General features: G+C 66.5%; 11 protein-coding genes. 9 read left to right on the plus strand and 2 right to left on the minus strand.

Annotated elements, in window-relative coordinates; all coding sequences use genetic code 11:
- Window positions 1–7: 7 nt before the first annotated feature.
- Window positions 8–1,426 carry a PLP-dependent aminotransferase family protein gene (locus FFI87_RS19440; RefSeq protein ID WP_138850225.1) on the minus strand — a complete coding sequence of 473 codons (1,419 nt, stop codon included), beginning with the start codon at window positions 1,424–1,426 and terminating at the stop codon, window positions 8–10.
- 282 nt (window positions 1,427–1,708) lie between these two features.
- On the opposite strand from FFI87_RS19440, the gene FFI87_RS19445 reads away from it, so the two are divergent.
- Window positions 1,709–3,121, plus strand: coding sequence for a discoidin domain-containing protein (locus tag FFI87_RS19445; RefSeq protein ID WP_012366737.1), 1,413 nt, complete (start codon window positions 1,709–1,711; stop codon window positions 3,119–3,121).
- A 56-nt stretch (window positions 3,122–3,177) separates the two neighbouring features.
- Here FFI87_RS19445 and FFI87_RS19450 read toward each other — a convergent pair whose 3' ends face one another.
- Entirely contained in the window at window positions 3,178–4,203 is a 1,026-nt protein-coding gene (locus FFI87_RS19450; RefSeq protein ID WP_138849456.1) for a GlxA family transcriptional regulator, read from the minus strand.
- 447 nt (window positions 4,204–4,650) lie between these two features.
- On the opposite strand from FFI87_RS19450, the gene FFI87_RS19460 reads away from it, so the two are divergent.
- From FFI87_RS19460 to FFI87_RS19495, 8 genes are all read left to right on the plus strand, one after another.
- Window positions 4,651–5,925 (plus strand): serine hydroxymethyltransferase, encoded by a 1,275-nt coding sequence (locus FFI87_RS19460; protein WP_012366735.1) that lies wholly within the window; start codon window positions 4,651–4,653, stop codon window positions 5,923–5,925.
- 43 nt (window positions 5,926–5,968) lie between these two features.
- Entirely contained in the window at window positions 5,969–6,940 is a 972-nt protein-coding gene (locus FFI87_RS19465; protein ID WP_006749549.1) for a dipeptidase, read from the plus strand.
- Between the two features lie 133 nt (window positions 6,941–7,073).
- Window positions 7,074–7,607 carry a DUF5943 domain-containing protein gene (locus FFI87_RS19470; protein WP_011659468.1) on the plus strand — a complete coding sequence of 178 codons (534 nt, stop codon included), beginning with the start codon at window positions 7,074–7,076 and terminating at the stop codon, window positions 7,605–7,607.
- Window positions 7,608–7,681: 74 nt separating this feature from the next.
- The gene (locus FFI87_RS19475) at window positions 7,682–9,745 is read left to right on the plus strand and encodes an NADH:flavin oxidoreductase (RefSeq protein WP_012366734.1); all 2,064 of its coding nucleotides are present in this window, start codon (window positions 7,682–7,684) and stop codon (window positions 9,743–9,745) included.
- Between the two features lie 2 nt (window positions 9,746–9,747).
- Complete coding sequence (locus FFI87_RS19480; protein WP_012366733.1) at window positions 9,748–11,673, plus strand: (Fe-S)-binding protein; 1,926 nt, start codon at window positions 9,748–9,750, stop codon at window positions 11,671–11,673.
- A gap of 4 nt (window positions 11,674–11,677) precedes the next feature.
- A complete protein-coding gene (locus FFI87_RS19485; protein WP_138849455.1) occupies window positions 11,678–12,847 on the plus strand; it encodes an electron transfer flavoprotein subunit alpha/FixB family protein in 1,170 nt (389 codons plus the stop codon).
- A complete protein-coding gene (locus tag FFI87_RS19490) occupies window positions 12,844–13,629 on the plus strand; it encodes an electron transfer flavoprotein subunit beta/FixA family protein (RefSeq protein ID WP_138849454.1) in 786 nt (261 codons plus the stop codon). Before FFI87_RS19485 ends, FFI87_RS19490 begins: the two co-directional genes overlap by 4 nt.
- A gap of 53 nt (window positions 13,630–13,682) precedes the next feature.
- A complete protein-coding gene (locus FFI87_RS19495) occupies window positions 13,683–14,924 on the plus strand; it encodes an aromatic ring-hydroxylating oxygenase subunit alpha (protein WP_138849453.1) in 1,242 nt (413 codons plus the stop codon).
- Window positions 14,925–15,013: the final 89 nt, after the last annotated feature.

Genomic DNA, 15,013 nt, shown 5'->3' on the forward strand with positions numbered 1-15,013 from the left:
GGTGTTGCTACCTCGTCTGTCGTTGCCGCCCGGCGAGCGTCCCGATGGTCCGCATCGCGTCCTCGACGGCAGGGGTCCAGGGCCGGCCATAGTTCAGCCGGACATAACGGTGAAATGCGCCCGTCACGGAAAAGATCGGCCCGGGCGCGAGGCTGACGCCGTTGTCCATCGCGTCGTCGAACAACTGCATCGCGTCCACGTGCGGCGGCAATTCGATCCACAGAAAATACCCGCCGCGCGGTGCGTACACCTCCGTGTCGGGCGGAAAGTACGCGCGAACGGCGGCCAGCATCTGCGTCTGGTGCGCGGCCAGGTTGCGCCGGAGCCGGCGCAGGAAGCGGTCGTACGCGCCGTCGCGCAGGTAGCTCGATACGGCCATCTGCGCGGGCACGTCGGCGGCCGGCGCGCTTTCGTTCTTCACGTGGCTGATCTGTTCGACATAGCGTCCGGCCGCGACCCAGCCGACCCGGAAACCGGGAGCGAGGCACTTCGAGAACGATCCGCAATGCAGCACCAGCCCGCTATCGTCGTACAGTTTCGCGGGGCGCGTGGGCAACGGCCCGAAATGCAGTTCGCCGAACACGTCGTCCTCGATCAGCGGCACCTCGTGCGACGCGAGCAGGTCGATCAGTGCGCGCTTGCGCTCGTCGGACAGCGTCGCGCCGGTCGGGTTGTGAAGCGAGGTCATGAACCAGCACGCGCGCACCGGATGCGTGTCCAGCGCATCGGCGAGTGCGTCGAGATCGAGGCCGGTGCGCGGGTCGACCGGGATTTCGACGGTCTTCAGATGCAGCCGCTGCACGGCCTGCAACACCGCGGGGAAAGCCGGGCGTTCGATCGCGACGATATCGCCGGGGCGCGTGAGCGCCTGCAGGCTCAGCGTCAGCGCTTCGGCCGCGCCGGTCGTGATGACGATCTCTTCCATCGGCAATGCGGCGCCCGCGTTCAGGTAGCGCATTGCGATCTGGCGGCGCAGCGCTTCGTGGCCGGGCGGCAGTCCCGCCAGCAGTTGCGCACGGTCCATGTTGCGGGCCGCCGTCGCCGCGTAGCGCCACAGGCTGCTCATCGGAAACAGTGAATAGCTGGCGAATGCCGAACCCAGCGGCACGATGTCGTCGCGCTTGAGCGAGTCGATCAAGCGGAACAGCGTGTCGTCGCCGGTCGGCGACGCGCCCGGCTTGCGTGGCGTGTCCTGGCTGGTACGCACGCGCTTGTCGTCGAGGTCCGCGACGAAATACCCGGAACGCGCGCGCGCGACGATGAGGCCCTCGCTTTCGAGCGTGTAGTACGCGCGAAACACGGTGGAAGGACTCACACGATAGGCGCGGCACGCCGAGCGCACGGTCGGGATCCGGGCGCCGGCCGCGAGGTCGCCACGCCTGATCGAGTCCGCAATCGTCTGCGCGAGCGCCGCATATCGCTTCATGCCCGCCCTCCGGCCGACCGCGGCCGTCGATGAAAAAAAGAGTAGCACGCCATCCGCCGCGTTCAATCCCGCCCCACTCGTCGATCCGCATATTGCTGATCCGCACGTTTTCGACCGACTCTGATCCTTTTCTTCAGACCTGTGAACGGGCATTCTGCGCAATCTTTGTTCCCGAAGCCTGGTCGATACGGAGTTCACTGCCGAAGGGCGGATCCGTGACCCCCGCGCACCGCGAGCGGGACCTGTCTACGGCGTCCTCACCCTTATCCGGAAGCATTCAGCGTGAAATCGAAGTTCCTCGTCGCGGGCCTCGTGGCCGGCATCGCCCTCGACCTGTTCAGCGGCGCCGCCGCGGCCGCCTGCGTCAACAATCCGCCGGCTCAGTCGAACGCGTCGTTCCCCGGCGCACTGACCGGCAAGCTCGTCTATCACAGCTACGTCAAGTACGGCGACGGCACGAGCCAACTGTTTTTGTACGACTTTTCCGCCCGCACGCTCACGCAACTGAGCAAGAGCAGCTGGGGCATCACCGATCCGATGAATGGCGTGTTCAGCCCCGACGGCAAGTGGCTCGCGTTCATGGGGATCAGCAACGGCGCGTGGAACGTGTTCATGCTGCAGCTTGGCGCCGGCACGCCGCCCGTCAACCTGACGAACAGCACTGGCGCTACGCGCAACGAGGATCCGAAGTTCGCGGCCGACGGCAAGACGCTCGTGTTCAAGCAGAACGGCGACGTGAAGCAGGGCACGCTGTCGTACACGAGCGCGGGCCCGGTGTTCACGTCGGTCGTGAGCCTGACGAACGCGCCGGCAGGCAGCGAATACTCGATGCCGTTCCTCGCGCCGGACGCGAGCGCCGTGTACTACGCGACGGGCACCGGCTCGAACATGGGGCTGATGAAGCGCACGATCGCGACCGGCGCTACGGCGGTATTCGATCATCCGGCCGGGCTGCAGACCTACTACCCGATCGTGCGCCGCGATGGCATGGTGTTCTACGCACGCTGGAAGGACAGCGGCGGTGCGGACCAGATCTACGCGAAGACCGCGGACCCGGCGTCGACGCCGAGCGCGCTGCCGATCAACGACTGCATGAGCAACAATTCGGACCCGGCACCGGTGAGCGGCACGAACTACGTGTTCTTCTCGTCGACGACGGCGGGCGGCTACCAGCTCTACGTGGGTGACGTGACGACCGGCCAGCGCTGGAGCCTGTCGCAATTCGGCGTGAACGCGGATACGACCAAAGCGAAGCTTGGCGCGAGCTACTACGGCGGCCCGGCGGCCGCGCAGCCGACGCTGCTGTCGCAAGGGCGTCCGGCCGCCGCGTCGGCGAGCTACAACGCGTCGCTGACGCCGGACAAGGCATTCGACGGCAACACGACGAGCACGCGCTGGGATTCGCCGGAAGGCGCGGGTGTCGGCACGGAATGGATCTCCGTCGATCTCGGCGCGGTGAAGAAGGTCAGCAGCGTCGATCTTTACTGGGATGCAGGTGCGCTCGTCTACCAGATCCAGACGTCGAACGACAACGCGAACTGGACGACGGTTTATTCGACGAACAACGGCGTGTCGTACGGTCACGTTACGCTGCCGAACCTCAATGGGCAGGGGCGCTACGTGCGGATGATCGGTACGAAGCGGGCAACGCAGTGGGGTTATTCGCTCGATGAAATGCAGGTGTGGGGATCGTAAGCGAAAATGAAAAGCGGCCTTGAAGGCCGCTTTTTTTTATTCGCGCCACGCCCGCTTCACACATGAAGCAGATGGGCCGGAAACGCCGCCGCCCCGCCCGTCACACCCTGCGCGAGCGGCGCGACCTGCTTGCGGCGTTCGCGCGTCGGCGCGACGCCGAACGCGTCGCGATAGCTCTTGCTGAAGTGGCATGCCGACTGGAAGCCGCACGCCATCGTGATGTGCATGATCGACATGTCGGTCTGCAGCAGCAGCTCGCGCGCGCGGCGCAGCCGCAGCGTCAGGTAATAGTGCGTGGGCGTCATCCCGAGGTGCTCGCGGAACAGCCGCTGCAGCTGACGCTGCGACATGTTCGCAAGCCGCGCGAGTTCCTCGCGCGACAGCGGCTCCTCGATGTTGTTCTCCATCAGCGAGATCACTTCGAACAGCGACTTGTTCGCCGAGCCGAGCCGCGCGACCAGCGGCATCCGCTGTTGCGCGCTGGTATCGCGCACGTGTTCGACGATGAACTGCTCGGCGATCTGCGTGACGCGCGCGGTGCCCACGCGCGCGGCGATCAGGTTCAGCATCATGTCGAGCGGCGCGACGCCGCCCGTGCACGTGATGCGGTCGCGGTCGACCACGAACAGTTCCTTCAGGAAGCGCGTGTCCGGAAACTCTTCCTTCAGCGCCGACATGTTTTCCCAATGGATCGCGCACGCGTACCCCGCGAGCAGCCCCGACTTCGCGAGTGCATAGGTGCCCGTGCACAGGCTGCCGAGCGGCAGCCCCATGCGCGCGAAGCGGCGCAGCGTCGACAGATGGGCGGGCGTCGTCGCGCGCTGCACGTCCACGCCGCCGCACACGAAGACGATGTCCGGCTGCCCCACGCACTCGGCCGGCCCCGTGTCGACCGTGAGTCCGTTGCTCGCCGTGACCGGTCCGCCTTCCGGGCTGATCACCGACCAGCGGTAGAGCGGTTGGCCGCTCAGGTAGTTCGCCATCCGAAGCACCTCGATCGCATTGGTGAACGCGATCATCGTGAAATTCGGCAAAGGCATGAACGCGAAGTGGGACAGCGACGCTGTGCGGTCGGGGGACATGGGGGCGTTCCTTGAATCTCTAATAGCTTTTCGCCCGAAGGGCACGGATCGGGCTGCCGTATTGTGTGAGCGAGCGCAACAAGCGTGCCATACGGCTAAACCCTAGCTCCATACGTTGTATGGGCTTGGCGTCCATGCTGCACTGCACCGTAAGCGGGCCGCGCTGCACCCCGGACGCACAGCGCAGGCACCGCCGAAGTGCTTGTGCGGGGCGAACGACAAACGGCGGTGTGATCGCCCATGCCGAAAAGCACGACCGGTCACTTGTACAAAACGGACGCGCATGGCGGAAAAGGCAAAGAACGCGTCTAAATTCATCAATCCGCCGAAAATCCGAACGACAAGAATAGAGCCGTCGGCAGCCTTGCACTGGATGCGCTGGAAACCCAGGTTTGGCGGGCCTCGAGCTTCGGTTTCACGCCCTTTATTCTTCGTCACGGACGCACTATGTCGAACACCCAGCCTTTCTTCTCGCAGCCCCTTGCCGAGCGCGACGCGCCGGTGCGCAGCGCCATCCTGAAGGAGCTCGAGCGCCAGCAGTCGCAGGTCGAGCTCATCGCGTCGGAAAACATCGTGTCGCGCGCGGTGCTGGAGGCGCAAGGTTCGGTGCTGACCAACAAGTATGCGGAAGGCTATCCGGGCAAGCGTTACTACGGCGGCTGCGAATTCGCGGACGAAGTCGAGGCGCTGGCGATCGAGCGCGTGAAGCAGATCTTCAACGCCGGCTACGCGAACGTGCAGCCGCACTCGGGCGCGCAGGCGAACGGCTCGGTGATGCTCGCGCTGGCGAAGCCGGGCGACACGGTGCTCGGCATGTCGCTGGACGCAGGCGGCCACCTGACGCACGGCGCGAAGCCGGCGCTGTCGGGCAAGTGGTTCAACGCGGTGCAGTACGGCGTGAATCGCGACACGATGCGGATCGACTACGACCAGGTCGAAGAACTCGCGCACCAGCACAAGCCGAACCTGATCATCGCCGGCTTCTCGGCGTATCCGCGCGCACTGGACTTCGCTCGCTTTCGCGCGATCGCCGACAGCGTCGGCGCGAAGCTGATGGTCGACATGGCGCACATCGCGGGCGTGATCGCCGCCGGCCGCCATGCGAACCCGGTCGAGCACGCGCACGTCGTCACGTCGACCACGCACAAGACGCTGCGCGGCCCGCGCGGCGGCTTCGTGCTGACCAACGACGAAGAGATTGCAAAAAAGATCAACTCGGCGGTGTTCCCCGGCCTGCAGGGCGGCCCGCTGATGCACGTGATCGCCGGCAAGGCCGTCGCGTTCGGCGAAGTGCTGCACGCGGACTTCAAGACCTACATCGACAACGTGCTCGCGAACGCGCAGGCGCTCGGCGAAGTGCTGAAGGCGGGCGGCGTGGATCTCGTCACCGGCGGCACCGACAACCACCTGCTGCTGGTCGACCTGCGCCCGAAGGGCCTGAAGGGCGCGCCGGTCGAGCAGGCGCTGGAGCGCGCGGGCATCACCTGCAACAAGAACGGCATTCCGTTCGACACCGAGAAGCCGACCGTCACGTCGGGCATCCGCCTCGGCACGCCGGCCGGCACGACGCGCGGCTTCGGCGTCGCGGAGTTCCGCGAGATCGGCCGCCTGATTCTCGAAGTGTTCGACGCGTTGCGCGCGAACCCGGAAGGCGACCCCGCGACCGAACAGCGCGTGCGCCGCGAGATTTTCGCGCTTTGCGAGCGCTTCCCGATTTACTGATCGACGACCCCCACAAAAGCAGAGACTGGAGCGAGAGGCAGATATGAGCACGCTGCATCAGGACAGCATCATCATCGACGGACTGAACATCTCGAAGTTCGAGAAGCCGGTGTTCGAAGACATGCGCCGTGGCGGCATCACGGCCGCGAACTGCACGGTGTCGGTGTGGGAGAACTTCACCAAGACCGTCGACAACATCGGCGTGATGAAGCAGAAGATCCGCGAGAACAGCGAGCTGCTGACGCTCGTGCGTACCACGGACGACATCTTCCGCGCGAAGAAGGAAGGCAAGACCGGGATCATTCTCGGCTTCCAGAACGCGCACGCGTTCGAGGACAACCTCGGCTACATCGAGGCGTTCGCCGACATGGGCGTGCGCGTCGTGCAGCTTTGCTACAACACGCAGAACCTGGTCGGCACCGGCTGCTACGAGCGTGACGGCGGCCTGTCGGACTTCGGCCGCGAAGTGATCACCGAGATGAACCGCGTCGGCATCATGGTCGACCTGTCGCATGTGGGCGGCAATACGTCGTCGGAAGCGATCGCGTTCTCGAAGAAGCCGGTGTGCTACTCGCACTGCCTGCCGTCGGGCCTGAAGGAACATCCGCGCAACAAGAGCGACGCGCAGCTGAAGGAAATCGCCGACGCCGGCGGCTTCGTCGGCGTGACGATGTTCGCGCCGTTCCTGAAGCGCGGGATCGAGGCGAACATCGACGACTACATCGAGGCGATCGACTACGTCGTGAACCTGATCGGCGAAGACGCGGTCGGCATCGGCACGGACTTCACGCAGGATTTCGCGAAGGAATTCTTCGACATGCTGACGCATGACAAGGGCCGCTATCGCCAGCTGACGAACTTCGGCAAGGTGATCAACCCGGACGGCATCCGCACGATCGGCGAATTCCCGAACCTGACCGCGGCGATGGAACGCCACGGCTGGAAGGAGTCGCGCATCCGCAAGATCATGGGCGAGAACTGGGTGCGCGTGTTCAAGGACGTGTGGGGCGCGTAAGCGTCCGCCCGCCCGAACCGCCACCCGCGATTCAACACAAGAAAAATCGGGACGTGCCCGTGCAATTCGCGCGGGCACGCGGACGATGTCGCGCCTGAGCCGCGCGGCCAATTTTCCTCACGGAGTCACCACGATGCAACCGCAACTGCCGATCAACGTCGATCCCGATACCGGCGTCTGGACCACCGACGCGCTGCCGATGCTGTACGTGCCGCGCCACTTCTTCACGAACAATCACGTCGCCGTCGAGGAAGCGCTCGGCGTCGACGCGTATGCCGAGATCCTCTACAAGGCCGGCTACAAGTCCGCATACCACTGGTGCGACAAGGAAGCGAAGCTGCACGGGCTGACCGGCATGGCCGTGTTCGAGCACTACCTGAAGCGCCTGTCGCAACGCGGCTGGGGCCTGTTCTCGATCATCGAGGCCGATCCGGCCAGCGCGCGCGCGAAGATCGAACTGCGCCACTCGTCGTTCGTGCTCCAGCAGCCGGGCAAGGAAGGCAAGCTCTGCTACATGTTCGCGGGCTGGTTCGCCGGCGCGATGGACTGGGTCAACGACACGACGCCGGAAGGCAAGGGCGCGCCGCGTGCGCAGTCGAAGGAAGTGCAGTGTGCGGCCGAGCATCACGACCACTGCGTCTTCGAAGTGTCGCCGCTCGCGCACTGACGCGCTGACGATCCGACACAGCAACACAACAACACCCGCAACACGAGACATTCGAACGCCAGAGGTCGCCTGCGATGCGTTATCCCCACCTGTTCAAACCCATGCAGCTGAACCAGTTGACGCTGCGCAACCGGATCGTCAGCACCGCCCACGCGGAGGTGTATGCCGAGCCGGGCGGCCTGCCGGGCGACCGCTACATCCGCTACTACGAAGAGAAGGCGAAGGGTGGCGTCGGCCTCGCGATCTGCGGCGGCTCGAGCCCCGTGTCGATCGACAGCCCGCAGGGCTGGTGGAAGTCGGTGAACCTGTCGAACGACAAGATCATCGACCCGCTCACGCGCCTGGCCGACACCATGCACAAGCATGGCGCGAAGATCATGATCCAGGCGACGCACATGGGCCGCCGCTCGTCGTTCCACGGCGAGCACTGGCCGCACCTGATGTCGCCGTCGGGCGTGCGCGAGCCGGTGCACCGCGGCAACGCGAAGATCATCGAGATCGAGGAAATCCGCCGCATCATCGGCGACTTCGCGGCGGCGGCAAAGCGCGTGAAGGCGGCCGGCATGGACGGCATCGAAATCTCCGCCGCGCACCAGCACCTGATCGACCAGTTCTGGAGCCAGCGTTCGAACCATCGCACCGATGAATGGGGCGGCAGCCTCGAGAACCGCCTGCGCTTCGGCATCGAAGTGCTGACGGCCGTGCGCGAGGCAGTGGGCAAGGACTTCTGCGTCGGCCTGCGGATGTGCGGCGACGAATTCCACGAGGACGGCCTCGATCACGAAGCGCTGAAGGAAATCGCGCAGGCGATGTCGGAGACGGGCCTGATCGACTACCTGAGCGTGGTCGGCTCGGGCGGCGACACGCACAACACGATCGCCAACTGCATGCCGCCGATGGCGCTGCCGCCGGAGCCGTTCGTGCACCTCGCCGCCGGCATCAAGTCGGTGGTGAAGATCCCCGTGATGCACGCGCAGAGCATCCGCGACGCGGGTCAGGCCGAACGCCTGCTCGCGAACGGCATGATCGACCTGGTCGGCATGACGCGCGCGCAGATCGCCGATCCGCACATGGTGATCAAGATCCGCGACGGCCGCGAAGACGAAATCAAGCAGTGCGTCGGCGCGAACTACTGCATCGACCGCCAGTACAACGGCCTCGACGTGCTGTGCATCCAGAACGCCGCGACGTCGCGCGAAGCGACGATGCCGCACATCATCGAGAAGTCGCGCGGCCCGAAGCGCAAGGTGGTGGTGGTCGGCGCGGGCCCCGCGGGGCTCGAGGCCGCACGTGTCGCGAAGCTGCGCGGCCACGACGTGGTGCTGTTCGAGAAGAATGCCGAAGTGGGCGGCCAGGTGATGATCGCCGCGAAGGCGCCGCAGCGCGAACAGATGTCGGGGATCATCCGCTGGTTCGACATGGAAACCAAGCGCCTGGGCGTCGATCGCCGCCTCGGCGTCGCCGCCGACGAGAAGATGATCATGGCCGAGAAGCCGGACATCGTCGTGCTCGCCACGGGCGGCTCGAGCTTCACGTGGCAGGTGCCGGCGTGGGGCGTGGCCGAGGGCCTGGCCGTCAGCTCGTGGGACATCCTGACCGGCAAGGTCGAGCCGAAGGAGAACGTGCTGCTGTTCGACGGCGTGAGCACCCATGCGGGCGCGGGCGTCGCCGATTTCATGGCGAGCCGCGGCTCGAAGGTCGAGGTCGTCACGCCCGACGTGAAGGTGGCCGACGATTGCGGCGGCACGACGTTCCCGATCTTCTATCGCCGCCTGTATGCGCTCGGCGTGATCCCGACGCCGAACACCATGCTCGATCGCGTGTACGAGGAGGACGGCAAGAAGATCGCCGTGCTGCGCAACGAGTACACCGAAGAACTGGAAGAGCGCGCGGTCGACCAGGTGGTGATCGAGAACGGTTCGTCGCCGAATGACGAGCTGTACTGGAAGCTCAAGCCGGAGTCGGTGAACCGCGGCCAGATCGATCCGCACACGCTGTTCGCGGCCGAGCCGCAGCCGTGCCTGTCGGAAGAACTCGGCAACGGCCGCTTCCTGCTGTTCCGTGTCGGCGACTGCATCTCGATGCACAACGTCCACGGCGCGATCTATGACTCGCTGCGTCTCGTGAAGGATTTCTGAAAATGAATCCGTCCTTCCTCATTACCGCACTGTTGTGGCTGTCGGTGGCGGGGCTCGCGTTCGCCGTCGCGAAGCGCTCGTCCTACTGGCGCCTCGGCCGGGCCACGGCGCCCGGCTCGTTCGGCGTCGCGAACCTGTTCGCGATCCCGAAGCGCTACTTCGTCGACCTGCACCACGTGGTCGCCCGCGACCCGTACATCGCGAAGACCCACGTCGCCACCGCCGGCGGCGCGATCGGTGCGCTCGCGCTGGTGTTCGTCAACTACGGCCTCGCGATCTACTCGCCGTGGCTCGACAAGCTGATCTTCCTCGCGGCGCTCGCGATGCTCGTCGGCGTGGTGTTCGTCTGGCGCCGCCGCGCGGCCAAGGACGTGCCCGCCCGCCTGTCGCGCGGCCCGTGGAACGCGCTGCCCTGGCTGCTCGGCTCGTTCGCGCTCGGCCTCGTGCTGTTCATGGTCGTGCCGACCGGCGCGATGTCGGGGGCGTTCGCGGTGCTCTGCGCGCTGCTGATCGGCGCCGGCGCATTCACGATGACCATCGGCGCCGCGAAGGGCGGCCCGATGAAGCATGCGATCGCCGGCCTGCTGCACCTCGCGTTCCACCCGCGCCAGGAGCGTTTCGCGGCTACCCGCGATTCGTTCACGGGCAACGGCACGGCAACGCCGCCGACCGCGCTGAAGCTGCCGGACATCGAGCACGAGGAATACGGCGTCGCGAAGCCGGTCGAATTCCGCTGGAACCAGCTGCTGAGCTTCGACGCGTGCGTGCAGTGCGGCAAGTGCGAGGCCGCGTGCCCCGCGTTCGCCGCTGGCCAGCCGCTGAACCCGAAGAAGCTGATCCAGGATCTCGTCGTCGGGATGGCGGGCGGCACCGATGCGGCCTACGCGGGCAGCCCGACGCCGGGCCTCGCGGTCGGCCAGCATCGCGGCGAGCCGAACGGCCCGATCGTGTCCGGCCTGATCGAGGAGCAGACACTGTGGTCGTGCACGACCTGCCGCGCATGCGTGCAGGAATGCCCGATGCTGATCGAGCACGTCGACGCGATCGTCGACATGCGCCGCAACCGCACGCTGGTGCACGGCACGGTGCCGGGCAAGGGCCAGGAAGTGCTCGCGAACCTGCGCGAGACCGGCACGATGGGCGGTTACGACGCGGCCGCGCGCTACGACTGGTCGGTCGACCTGAGCGCACCCGTCGCGCAACCGGGCAAGCCGGTCGACGTGCTGTTCGTCGCGGGTGAAGGCGCGTTCGACATGCGCTACCAGCGCACGCTGCGCGCGTTCGTGAAGGTGCTGAACAAGGCAGGCGTCGACTACGCGGTGCTCGGCGGGACCGAGACCGATACCGGCGACGTCGCGCGGCGTCTCGGCGACGAAGCGACGTTCCAGCGGATGGCGAAGCGCCTGATCGGTACGCTCGGCACGCTGTCGTACAAGCAGATCGTGACGGCCGACCCGCACGTGATGCACAGCCTGCGCAACGAATACCGCGCGCTCGGGCTGCGCGTGACGGTCAAGCATCACACGACCTACCTGGCAGAGCTGGCCGAGAGCGGCAAGATCGCGCCGAAGGCCGTCGAGGCGCTGCGCGAGAAGCGCACCACGTATCACGATCCGTGCTACCTCGGCCGCTACAACGGCGAGACGGAATCGCCGCGCAAGCTGCTGAAGACGATCGGCATCCAGGTCGTCGAGATGGAGCGCAACGGCATGCGCGGGCGTTGCTGCGGCGGTGGCGGCGGTGCGCCGCTGACCGACATCCCCGGCAAGCAGCGTATTCCCGATATCCGCATCGCCGACGCGCGCGCCATCGGCGCGGACGTGGTCGCGGTCGGTTGCCCGAACTGCACGGCGATGCTCGAAGGCGTCGTGGGCCCGCGCCCCGACGTGCTCGACGTGGCCGAACTCGTTGCCGCCTCGCTGGAGTGAATCGATGAACACGATCAAACGAATCGATCCGCGCCGGCCGTTCATCATCACGGCCGCGGGCCTGAAGCGCATCACGCTCGGCCAGGAAGGCAGCGCCGATGCGAGCGCCGCGCAGTGGTCCGTGCACGGTCATGGCGCCGCGGCCGCGAAGCCGCGCCGCGCGGTGCAGGACCCGAAGCACGTGATGCTGGTGGTGGCGCACACCGAGCGCGGCGCGCTCGACGACCATTCGCGCCAGGCGATCGCCGCCGCCGCGGTGCTGGCCGACGCCCAGACGGAAGTCGCGCTGCTGGCGTTCGGCGAACTGAAGGATGACGCCGCGGAACTCGGTGTCGACAAGCTGATCGAGCTGCCCGACTTCGACCGCCGCGCATTCGCGCCCGAAAGCGAATTGCAAGCATTGCAGGCCTGTGCCGCGGCGCTCGCGCCGAAGCACGTGTTCGTGCCCGACAACGCGACCGGCGACGGCGATCTCGGCCGGCGTTACGCGGCCGCTGCCGGCGCGAGCGTCGCGACCCACGTGGTCGAGATCGACGCGAAGCATGTGGGCGCGTATGCGCAGGCCGGCCGTGCGTTCGCGACGCGCGGCTTGCCCGACGTGATCCTGCTCGCGCAGAACGCGGTCGAGGCGAAGCTGCCGTTCGTCGGCGCGGGCGATCGGCTGGCCGCCGACTTCATCCGCCCGGCCGGCGACGCGGCGCAGCCGTACCGCGATCTCGGCCTCGAGGAGATCGACGCGGCGCAGGTCGCGCTGGAGGAAGCCGACTTCATCGTGTCGGCTGGTAACGGCGTGTCCGACATCGGCGCGTTCGAGCGGCTCGCCGGCGCGTTCGGCGCGGCGATCGGCGCGAGCCGCGTCGCGGTCGACAACGGCCACTTCACGCGCGACAAGCAGGTGGGCGCGACCGGCAAGACGGTCGAGGCCAGCGTGTACATCGCTTTCGGCATCTCGGGCGCGGTGCAGCACTTGCAAGGGATCAAGGACTGCCGTCACGTGATCGCGGTCAACCTCGACGGCAGTGCGCCGATCGCCAAGCGCGCGAACCTGACGGTGGTGGGCGACGCGCAGGCGACCATCGCCGCGCTGATCGACGAGGTGCAGGCCGCGCGTGCGTCGCGCGGACAATCGCCGACCGCGGTCGGCGCCCGTGAATCCGAAGGAGTCGCAGCATGAACGCCCCTCGCCAGTTGCAACGCATCGCGGTGCTCGTATCCGTGGGCCGGCACCCGGTCAGCGGTACCGCGCGCTACAGCCGCAACGACGCGGCCGCGCTCGAGGTCGGCCGCCAGCTCGCCGAGAAACATCGGGCCCAGCTCGACGTGATCCATGCGGGCGACCCCGCCAATGAAGCGCTTGCCGAATACCTCGCGCTCGGCGCGCGGCAGGTCGAGGTGCTGGCCTGTCGTGACGGCGACGATGCCGCGCATGCGCTGGCCGCCCGCGTCGAAGGGTACGACCTCGTGCTGACCGGCACCCGTGCGGAAGGCGCGTACGACACCGGCATGCTGCCGTATCGCGTCGCCGCGACGCTCGGCTATCCGCTCGTCGGCTCGGCCGTCGACGTGACGGTCGACGGCGGCCGCGCGGCGGTCCGGCAATTCTTGCCGAAAGGGCTGCGGCGGCGCGTCGACGCGGCGCTGCCGGCCGTCGTCGCGGTGCATCCGCTTGCCAACGTGGAGCCGCGCTACGCGTATGCGCGGCTGCGGGCCGGCGCGATCCGCCCGCTGCTCACGGCGACCGGCGCGGACGCCGAAGCGGCCGCGTGGAAGGTCGGCGCGATCGAGCGTAAACCCGTAAAACTGGTCGCCGCCGAGAAGCGCTCCGGGCATGCGCGGATGCTGTCCGCGACGACGACCGAAAGCCGCGGCGGCAACGTCGTAAATGAAGGGAGTTCAGTCGAAAAAGCACAAGTGATACTCGCGTATTTGCGCGAGCATCAGCTCATCGACTACTGAATTTGGTGCCTGTCGGCAAGAACCCCAGGGATGCAAGGAATCCGGAGCAAACGATGAAAGTATCGGCAGACATTCGTGCACTGATCGCGCGACGCAAGGAAGGCCACAGCCTCGAGGCGCCGTTCTATACGAGCGAGGAAATCTTCGCCCTCGACATGGAGGCGATTTTCCGCCAGCACTGGATCCACGTAGCGGTCGAACCGGACATTCCGGAGCCGGGCGACTACGTGACCGTGGAACTGGGCAGCGACTCGATCCTGATCGTGCGCGACGACGACATGGAAATTCGCGCGTTCCACAACGTGTGTCGTCACCGCGGCGCGCGTCTGTGCAACGAAGACAAGGGTTCGGTCGGCAACATCGTGTGCCCGTACCACAGCTGGACCTACAACCTGACCGGCCAGCTGATGTTCGCCGAGCACATGGGCGAGAAGTTCGACCGCTGCAAGCACAGCCTGAAGTCGGTGCACGTGCAGAACCTCGCGGGGCTGATTTTCGTCTGCCTCGCCGAGGAGCCGCCGGTCGATTTCGCGCAGCTGCGCGCCGAGATGGAGCCGTACCTGCTGCCGCACGATCTGCCGAACACGAAGATCGCCGCCCAGGTCGACATCATCGAGGAAGGCAACTGGAAGCTCACGATGGAGAACAACCGCGAGTGCTATCACTGCGTCGCGAACCATCCGGAGCTGACGATCTCGCTGTACGAATACGGCTTCGGCTACCAGCGCTCCGACGCGAACGCCGAAGGCATGGACGCATTCGCTGAAACCTGCGTGCGCCGCGGCAAGGAGTGGGCCGAGATGGGCCTGCCGTCCGCCGAAATCGAAAAGCTGAGCGACGTGACGGGCTTCCGCACGCAGCGCCTGCCGCTCGACCGCCACGGCGAATCGCAGACGCTCGACGCGAAGGTCGCGTCGAAGAAGCTGCTCGGCAAGTTCGAGCAGGCCGACCTCGGCGGCCTGTCGTTCTGGACGCAGCCGAACTCGTGGCACCACTTCATGAGCGATCACATCGTGACGTTCTCGGTGATTCCGCTGTCGGCCGGCAAGACGCTCGTGCGCACCAAGTGGCTCGTGCACAAGGATGCGAAGGAAGGCATCGACTACGACGTGAAGAACCTGACGGCCGTGTGGAACGCGACCAACGACCAGGATCGCGCGCTCGTCGAATTCTCGCAGCGTGGCGCGACCAGCAGCGCGTACGAGCCGGGCCCGTATTCGCCGTTCACGGAAGGTCTCGTCGAAAAATTCTCGGCCTGGTACATCGGCCGGCTCGCCGAAAAAACCGGCGCGTAGTAGTCAGCGGACAGCAAGCGGAGTCAATGATGAAACAACCCCAACGCTCACTTTGCTCGCTGCCCCCCGAGGGGGCGGTCAACCTCCTT

Source organism: Burkholderia sp. KBS0801, assembly GCF_005937855.2.
In the GTDB taxonomy this organism is placed as follows: domain Bacteria; phylum Pseudomonadota; class Gammaproteobacteria; order Burkholderiales; family Burkholderiaceae; genus Burkholderia; species Burkholderia ambifaria.

Bases quoted from the DNA above. Each gene is read 5' to 3' on its own strand.
- FFI87_RS19440 (WP_138850225.1), bottom strand. From the start codon at position 1,426: ATGAAGCGATATGCGGCGCTCGCGCAGACGATTGCGGACTCGATCAGG.
- FFI87_RS19450 (WP_138849456.1), bottom strand. From the start codon at position 4,203: ATGTCCCCCGACCGCACAGCGTCGCTGTCCCACTTCGCGTTCATGCCT.
- FFI87_RS19460 (WP_012366735.1), top strand. From the start codon at position 4,651: ATGTCGAACACCCAGCCTTTCTTCTCGCAGCCCCTTGCCGAGCGCGAC.
- FFI87_RS19465 (WP_006749549.1), top strand. From the start codon at position 5,969: ATGAGCACGCTGCATCAGGACAGCATCATCATCGACGGACTGAACATC.
- FFI87_RS19470 (WP_011659468.1), top strand. From the start codon at position 7,074: ATGCAACCGCAACTGCCGATCAACGTCGATCCCGATACCGGCGTCTGG.
- FFI87_RS19475 (WP_012366734.1), top strand. From the start codon at position 7,682: ATGCGTTATCCCCACCTGTTCAAACCCATGCAGCTGAACCAGTTGACG.
- FFI87_RS19480 (WP_012366733.1), top strand. From the start codon at position 9,748: ATGAATCCGTCCTTCCTCATTACCGCACTGTTGTGGCTGTCGGTGGCG.
- FFI87_RS19485 (WP_138849455.1), top strand. From the start codon at position 11,678: ATGAACACGATCAAACGAATCGATCCGCGCCGGCCGTTCATCATCACG.
- FFI87_RS19490 (WP_138849454.1), top strand. From the start codon at position 12,844: ATGAACGCCCCTCGCCAGTTGCAACGCATCGCGGTGCTCGTATCCGTG.
- FFI87_RS19495 (WP_138849453.1), top strand. From the start codon at position 13,683: ATGAAAGTATCGGCAGACATTCGTGCACTGATCGCGCGACGCAAGGAA.